Origin of the sequence: Mesorhizobium sp. M7A.F.Ca.ET.027.02.1.1, assembly GCF_004022985.1 — a bacterium.
Lineage (GTDB): Bacteria > Pseudomonadota > Alphaproteobacteria > Rhizobiales > Rhizobiaceae > Mesorhizobium.
This window is the reverse complement of the sequence record NZ_RZOL01000304.1, coordinates 1-7,482: the sequence shown is the minus strand read 5'-3', so window position 1 is coordinate 7,482 and position 7,482 is coordinate 1. Positions and strand designations below refer to the sequence as shown.

At 62.5% G+C, this 7,482-nt stretch carries 5 protein-coding genes; 2 read left to right on the top strand and 3 right to left on the bottom strand.

The window, feature by feature from the left end; all coding sequences use genetic code 11:
• Positions 1 to 166 precede the first annotated feature (166 nt).
• The 3 genes from rnr to EN749_RS26085 form a co-directional block, all read right to left on the bottom strand.
• A complete protein-coding gene (gene rnr / locus EN749_RS26095) occupies positions 167 to 2,485 on the bottom strand; it encodes a ribonuclease R (protein WP_128364240.1) in 2,319 nt (772 codons plus the stop codon).
• Between the two features lie 6 nt (positions 2,486 to 2,491).
• Entirely contained in the window at positions 2,492 to 5,128 is a 2,637-nt protein-coding gene (gene topA / locus EN749_RS26090) for a type I DNA topoisomerase (RefSeq protein WP_128364239.1), read from the bottom strand.
• Between the two features lie 368 nt (positions 5,129 to 5,496).
• Positions 5,497 to 5,874, bottom strand: coding sequence for a hypothetical protein (locus EN749_RS26085; protein ID WP_128288537.1), 378 nt, complete (start codon positions 5,872 to 5,874; stop codon positions 5,497 to 5,499).
• Positions 5,875 to 6,050: 176 nt separating this feature from the next.
• Between EN749_RS26085 and EN749_RS26080 the strand changes: the two genes are divergently transcribed.
• Together EN749_RS26080 and EN749_RS26075 are read left to right on the top strand one after the other, a co-directional pair.
• On the top strand, positions 6,051 to 6,797 hold the full coding sequence (locus tag EN749_RS26080) for a cytochrome c biogenesis CcdA family protein (RefSeq protein ID WP_128288540.1): 747 nt from the start codon (positions 6,051 to 6,053) through the stop codon (positions 6,795 to 6,797).
• 79 nt (positions 6,798 to 6,876) lie between these two features.
• A complete protein-coding gene (locus EN749_RS26075) occupies positions 6,877 to 7,314 on the top strand; it encodes a nuclear transport factor 2 family protein (protein WP_128364238.1) in 438 nt (145 codons plus the stop codon).
• The last annotated feature ends 168 nt before the right edge of the window (positions 7,315 to 7,482 follow it).

Sequence of the window (7,482 nt, the reverse complement as noted above, 5' to 3'; positions counted from 1 at the left end):
ACACTGCATGTGTCGACGGTCTTGGTGAAAGCGCGAAACAGCTTGCCTTCGCCGCAATGCGGGCAGCGGCCGAGCAGGCCGCGCTTCATCGCCGTCCACAGCGGGCGCGCGGTCCGGCCCGAGTGATGTTCTCCGCCGAAAACCTGTTCTTCCATGGCTGTTGTCATCATCGTCTCCTGCCGCGCGAACCCGGTCGCGATTGCGACGCGCGAGCGCGGCCCTTGGCCTTGTGAAACGACCGCTTGGAGCCCGGCAGAGGCTTCGGGTCGGTCAACATCTCGAAGCGCATCGCCCCGGCCATCGGCGCCACCTCGATGAGACGGACCTCGACGCGGTCCGCGAGTTGATAGCCTTTGCCCGAGCGTTCTCCGAACAGGGAGCGGGCCGTTTCGTCGTATATATAGTAATCGCCGTTCAATGTTGACACCGGGATGAAACCATCCGCGCCGTACTGCGGCAATTGGACAAATAGTCCTGACTTGGTGACGCCGGAGATGCGGGCATCGAACCGGTCGTCGACGCGTTCGGCAAGGTAGGCGGCGATCAGACGGTCGACCGTGTCCCGCTCGGCCGCCATTGCGCGGCGTTCCGTCCCGGAAATCAGCACGGCGACATCTTCGAGCCGTGCCGCTTCGTCCTGCGTCAGCCCGCCCGGACCCAATCCGAGTGCGGCAATAAGTCCGCGATGCACGATCAAATCGGCATAGCGGCGGATCGGCGAGGTGAAATGCGCGTAGCGGCGGAGGTTGAGACCGAAATGGCCGATGTTCTTTGGCGAGTATTCGGCTTGGCTCTGCGAGCGCAGAACCACTTCGTTGACCAGGCCTTCATTGTCGGCGCCGCGCACGCGCTCCAAAATGCCGTTGAACTGGCTTGGCTGCATCTGCGCGCCGCGCGCGAGTGACAGGCCCAATGTCTGCAGGAACTCGCGCAGCGATTCCTGTTTGGCCAGTGATGGCGCGTCATGGACGCGATAGACCAATTCCTGTTTCTTCGCCTCGAGCGTTTCGGCCGCCGCGACATTGGCCTGGATCATGAATTCTTCGATGAGCTTATGGGCATCGAGCCGGTCCGGCACGATGACGCGATCGACGGTGCCGTCCGGCTTGAGCACGATCTTGCGCTCGGGCAGGTCGAGTTCGAGCGGCTGGCGGCCGTCGCGGCCGCGCTTCAGGATCGCATAGGCGTCCCACAGTGGCTTCAGCACGGTTTTGAGGATCGGACCTGTCTTGTCGTCCGGCGCGCCGTCGATAGCCGCCTGAGCCTGTTGGTAGGCGAGCTTTGCCGCCGACTTCATCATGATGCGATGGAAGGAGTGCCTGAGCTTGCGGCCCTCGGCTGAAAAAACCATGCGCACGGCGAGCGCCGGACGGTCCTGGCCCTCGCGCAGCGAGCAGAGATCGTTGGAGATGCGCTCGGGCAGCATCGGCACGACGCGATCCGGGAAATAGACCGAATTGCCGCGCTTCAATGCTTCGCGGTCGAGCGCCGTGCCGTAGCGCACATAGGCGGCGACGTCGGCGATTGCGACAGTGGCAACCACGCCGCCGGGGTTCTTCTCGTCGAGATCCGGCGTGGCGAAGACGGCGTCGTCATGGTCTTTGGCGTCGGCCGGATCGATGGTGATCAACGGCAGGTCGCGCCAATCCTCGCGGTGATCCAGCGTCGCCGGTTTGACCGCTTCGGATTCTGCGATGACGTCGGCCGGGAAGATATGCGGAATGTCGTGCGCGTGGATGGCGATCATAGAGACCGCCTTTTCACTGGTCAGAGAGCCCAGCACGTTAAGCACCTTGGCCCTCGGCAGCCCATAGCGGGAAGCCCGCGCCGGCTCGACCTCCACCAGATCACCGTTCTTGGCGCCGTTCTGGAACTCCTTGTCGACGATCAGTTCGGGCTGGCGCCGTTCCACGGGCTCGATGCGGAAGGTGCCGTCCTGCAAGATGCGAAAGACACCGAGCACGGCATCGGTACGTTTTTCGAAAATCTTCACCACCCGCCCGGTGTAGGCGGGGCCGCCCAGGGCGACGTTCGTGTCGTCGGCCGGAAAGGTCTTGGCCAGCACGCGGTCGCCAATGCCGGGCGCCGGTCCACTGCCACTGCGCGACAGGCGGATGGAAACGATAGGCGGCGGCCCATTGGCCGTGTGTTCGGTAGGACGGGCCAAGAGCACGCCATCGGCATCGCGGTCGAAAATATCGAGGACCGTGACATGGGGCAGGGCACCGACGCGAGCCAGCCCCTTGCGCTCCTTGGTGAGGACGCCTTCGTCCTGCAAGTCGCGCAAAATATCCTTCAGCCAGATGCGGTCGTCGCCGCGCAGTGCGAACGCCTTGGCGATGTCGCGTTTGCCGGCGCGATCGGGATTTTCGGCGATGTAGCGCAGGATTTCGTCACGCGAGGGCCGGTAGTCGTCCTTGACCTTGGCTCTGGTGTCGGCGGTGCGCGGATCGCCGTGGGTTCTGCCGGTGATCTTGCGCGCCACGCTGTCCTATCCTTTTTTCTTCGCGGCCGGCTTCTTCGCAGCCGGCTTCTTGGCTGCCGCCTTCTTGGTCGCCGGGGCCTTGGCCGCGGCTGCCTTTCGGAAAGGCTTCTTGCCGCCGCCGCCCTTGGCTTCCTTCTCGACAATCAATGCCAGCGCATCCTCGATCGTCACCGACTGCGGATCCTTGCCCTTGGGCAGCGTAGCATTGACCTTGCCGAAATTCACGTAAGGCCCGTATTTGCCGTCGCGCACGACGATCTTGCCGCCGCCATCGGGATGGTCGCCAAGCTCCTTCAGCGCCGCGGCAGTACCGCCATTGCGGCCGCCCTTGCCCTTCAGCTGCTTCTCGGCGATCACCGATACGGCGCGGTTGAGGCCGATCGAGAACACGTCCTCGATGCTTTCGAGATTGGCATAGGTGCCGTCATGCAGCACGAACGGGCCGTAGCGGCCAAGCCCGGCTGAGATCATCTTGGCGGTTTCCGGATGCTGGCCGACATCGCGCGGCAGCGACAGCAGCGCCAGCGCCTTTTCGTGGTCGATCGACTCGGCCGTCCAGCCCTTGGGCAGGCTGGAACGCTTGGCCTCCTTGCCGTCGCCACGCTGCAGATAGGGGCCGAAGCGACCGCTGCGCAGCGTGATTTCCTCTGACGTGTAAGGGTCCTTGCCGATCACCTTGGTGCCGTCCTCGCCGCCGCCATTCTCGCCATTGGGATTGGCGGCATCGCCGAGCTGGCGGGTGAAGGAGCAATCGGGATAGTTGGAGCAGCCGACAAAGGCGCCGAACTTGCCAAGCTTCAGCGACAGATTGCCGGTGCCGCATTTCGGGCAGATGCGCGGATTGGAGCCGTCCTCCCGCGTCGGGAACACCAGCGGCGCCAGTTCTTCATTGAGCGCGTCGAGCACGTCGGTGACGCGCAGTTCCTTGATGTCGGCGACGGCGCCGGAAAAATCCTTCCAGAAATCGCGCAGCACGTCCTTCCAGGCGAGCTTGCCGTCGGAAATCTCGTCGAGCTTTTCCTCGAGGGACGCGGTGAAGTCGTATTCGACATAACGCTTGAAGAAGCTTTCAAGAAAGGCCGACAGCAGCCGGCCCTTGGCCTGCGGCACCAGCCGGCGCTTGTCGATGGTGACGTAGTCACGGTCCTCGAGCGTCTTCAGGATCGCCGTATAGGTAGAAGGCCGGCCGATGCCGAGTTCTTCCAGCTTCTTGATCAGCGAAGCTTCGGAATAGCGCGGCGGCGGCTCGGTGGTGTGCTGGGTGGCATTGATCGCCTGGCGGGCTAGCTGCTCGCCGGCGCGGATTTCAGGCAGGCGGCGGTTTTCCTCGTCTTCCGCATCGTCGTCCTTCTGGTCGGTGTAGGCGGCGATGAAACCGTCGAACCGAACGACCGAACCGATGGCACGCAGCTCTGCGGTGCGCGATCCGTTGACCGCTTCGATCTCGGCGGTGGTGCGCTCGATCTCGGCTGGCTGCATCTGGCTGGCGATGGCGCGCTTCCAGATCAGCTCATAGAGCCGCATCTGGTCGGAATCGAGATATTGCCTGACCGATGCCGGGGTGCGCATGAAATCCGTCGGGCGGATCGCTTCGTGCGCTTCCTGGGCATTCTTGGCCTTGGCGGTATATTGGCGCGGCTTTTCCGGCAGGTATTTCGGACCGAATTCCTTGGCAATGGCGTCGCGTGCGGCGTCGATCGCCTCGGGTGCCATCTGCACGCCGTCGGTTCGCATATAGGTGATGAGACCTGTGGTCTCGCCGCCGATCTCCATGCCTTCATAGAGACGTTGCGCCACCTGCATGGTGCGGCTGGCCGAGAAGCCCAGGCCCGATGAGGCGGCCTGCTGCAGCGTCGAAGTGGTGAAGGGCGGGCCGGGATTGCGCTTGGTCGGCTTGGCTTCGACCGACACCGCCTTGAAGGTCGCGCCTTCGAGCATCGACTTGATGTCGTCGGCCTGCGCCTTGTTGGAAATGTCGAGCTTTTGCAGCTTCTTGCGATCGAAGGCGGTCAGCCGCGCTTCGAAATTCTCGTTGCGCGGCGTACCCAGCAGGGCGGCGATCTGCCAGTATTCCTCGCGGATGAAGCGCTCGATCTCGGATTCGCGGTCGCAGACCAGGCGCAGCGCAACCGACTGGACGCGGCCGGCCGAGCGGGCGCCCGGCAGCTTGCGCCACAGCACCGGCGACAGCGTAAAACCGACGAGATAATCCAGCGCCCGGCGGGCGAGATAGGCATCGACCAGCGGCGCATCGATCTGGCGCGGATTGGCCATCGCCTCCAGCACCGACGACTTGGTGATGGCGTTGAAGACGACGCGGCTGACCGGCTTGTCCTTCAGCGCGCGCTTCTGCTTCAGCACCTCCAGTACATGCCAGGAGATGGCTTCACCTTCGCGATCCGGGTCGGTGGCGAGGATCAGGCCATCGGCATCCTTGACCGCCTTGGCGATGTCGGCGAGTCGCTTGCCCGAGGCGGTGTCGACCGCCCAGGACATGGCGAAATCCTCATCCGGACGCACCGAGCCATCCTTGGCCGGCAAATCCCTGATATGGCCGAACGAGGCCAGAACCTTGTAGTTCTTGCCGAGATATTTGTTGATTGTCTTCGCCTTGGCCGGCGATTCGACGACGACGACGTCCATGAGGTCTCATATCAGCTGTGGTGCGGCAGAAGAATTCCGCTGCGCGCGACGAAATCTCGTTCTATTTGTCGCTCACATGGCCGCGCTTTTGCATCCGGTCAAGGGGAAGCGCCCAAATTGCGGGCCGGTCCGAAGCAATACACTCTTAGAGTGTATGGAGAAAATCACAGAATTTGGGAAAGGGAGATGGTGGTCCCCGAGTGAGCGGAAACGACCCGATTCATTTTTCCGCCGAGTCGTTGAAATGCTGCCCAAACCGGAAGGGCGACACTTAGCGACACTTATAAGGGGCTGTTCGATGCCGGCCGCCGAGTGCATGGAGATGCCGGCGACCAGCCCTTCTCCCGCCAGCAGCGGGATTGGCGTGCTTAGTCGGCCTTGACGATATGCCAGACCTCGCCGACGCCGTCGCCGGTCACATCGCCGGGCTTCTTGTCCTTGATGAAGGTGTAGACCGGCTTGCCGTCATAGGCCCACATCTTGGTGCCGTCGGTGCGGTCGACAACGGTCCATTCGTCGTCCGCCTTAGCGCCGGCTTCGGCTTTCAGTGGCGGCCAGTTGGTGGCGCATTTGTCGTAGCAATTGCTCTTGCCCTTCTCGTCCTTGTCATAGGTGTAGAGCGTCATTCCATTGGCGTCGGTGTAGATCTTGGTGCCATTGACCTCGGCTTCCTTCCACGCGTCGACGGCGAAGGATGCGGCGGTGCTGAGCAGAAGCGCTGCCAGTCCTGCGGTTATGGTTTTCATGGAAATCTCCCTGACTGGTATTATCTGGAGACGCGCGGGAAATCGCGGCCTCGCTGTGTCAACGCCCAGGGGCTGCCGTTTCTTCCCCGGCAAGCATGATCTTGCCAACACAATGGTGATTGGTGGACAAGGCTGCGCGTCGCTATATCAGCGGCACGACGGTGGAGTTCCTGGAAATGGCATTGGACATCGGCTATGTCAGCGCGGTCGGGGCGGGAGCCATCTCGTTCCTGTCGCCTTGCGTGCTGCCGCTGGTGCCGCCCTATCTCTGCTATATGGCCGGCGTCTCGGTCGACGATTTCCGTGGCAATGCGGGAACTACGGCGAGGGAAGGCGCACGCGGCGCGCTGCTCTATTCCTCGATCGCTTTCGTGCTCGGCTTCTCGACCGTCTTTGTCGCGCTTGGCGCCGGCGCTTCAACCATCGGCCGGCTGCTGCGTGTCTGGCAGGAGCCGCTGGCGATGGGCGCCGGCGTGCTGATCATCCTGATGGGCCTGAATTTCCTTGGCATCCTGCGCATTCCACTGCTGTCGCGCGAGGCGCGCTTCCGGTCGCAAGGCAAGCCGGCAAGTGCGGTCGCCGCCTATGTGATGGGGCTGGCCTTCGCCTTCGGCTGGACGCCCTGCATCGGTCCGGTGCTCGGTCCGATCCTGACGCTGGCCGGCGGCCGCGAGACGGTGGGCGAGGGCGCGCTGCTGCTCGCCGCCTATTCGCTCGGGCTGGGTATCCCGTTCCTGATCGCCGCCCTGTTTTCCGGCGCCTTCATGCGCTTCCTTGGCAAATTCCGCGTCCATCTCGGCCGCGTCGAAAAAGCGATCGGCGCGCTGCTGGTGGTCGCCGGCGTGTTTTTCCTCACCGGCGGCGTGCAGACGGTGTCTTATTGGCTGCTGGAAAATTTCCCGGTGCTGGGGCGGCTGGGGTAGGTCGCGTCGGCGGAACGATGCACGGCAGCCCGCATTTGCAGTACCGTTGATCAACACTTTTTCGAGCCGGGAGGCGAGAATGGTAGCCAAGGCGGATGTGCGAAAATTCTTCAAGGTCTATGAGAAAATCTACAATGACGCGATCGCCGACACCGTCGATCTCAACGACGTCGCGGACATGTATTCGGCCGGTTTTGTCTCGGTGACGCCGGCAGCGGTCATGGTTGGCGAGAATGGCGAGCAGTTGAAGGCCATCATGACAAAGGGCTTTGAGGCCTATCGTGCCCTCGGCAGCAAGAGGATGACCTGCAAGGAGGTCTCTGTGACACCTGTCGACCAGGACCATTGCGTGGCTGAGGTAAACTGGGCCGGTGACTATGAACGCAAGGATGGGAGTCCCGTGACCATCGACTTTGCGGTCAACTATCTCGTCGAAAAGCGTGACGGCAAGCTGAAGGTGTTTGGCTGGATATCAGGTGACGAGCAGGCGGAATTCAGGAAACACGGCCTGTTGTAGGTGTGCTGACTGCCGAATTCCGTTTTAAGACCCGCTGATTAAGAGTCAGCTGCTCCGCCATCTCACCGAAATTTAACCGCATTGGTGAAGCAAGGCGCCACTGCTAGCATGCTTTGATTCCCAACCCTTTTCATATGGTTGTCCCTTCCATGAGCCAGAGATCCTGCC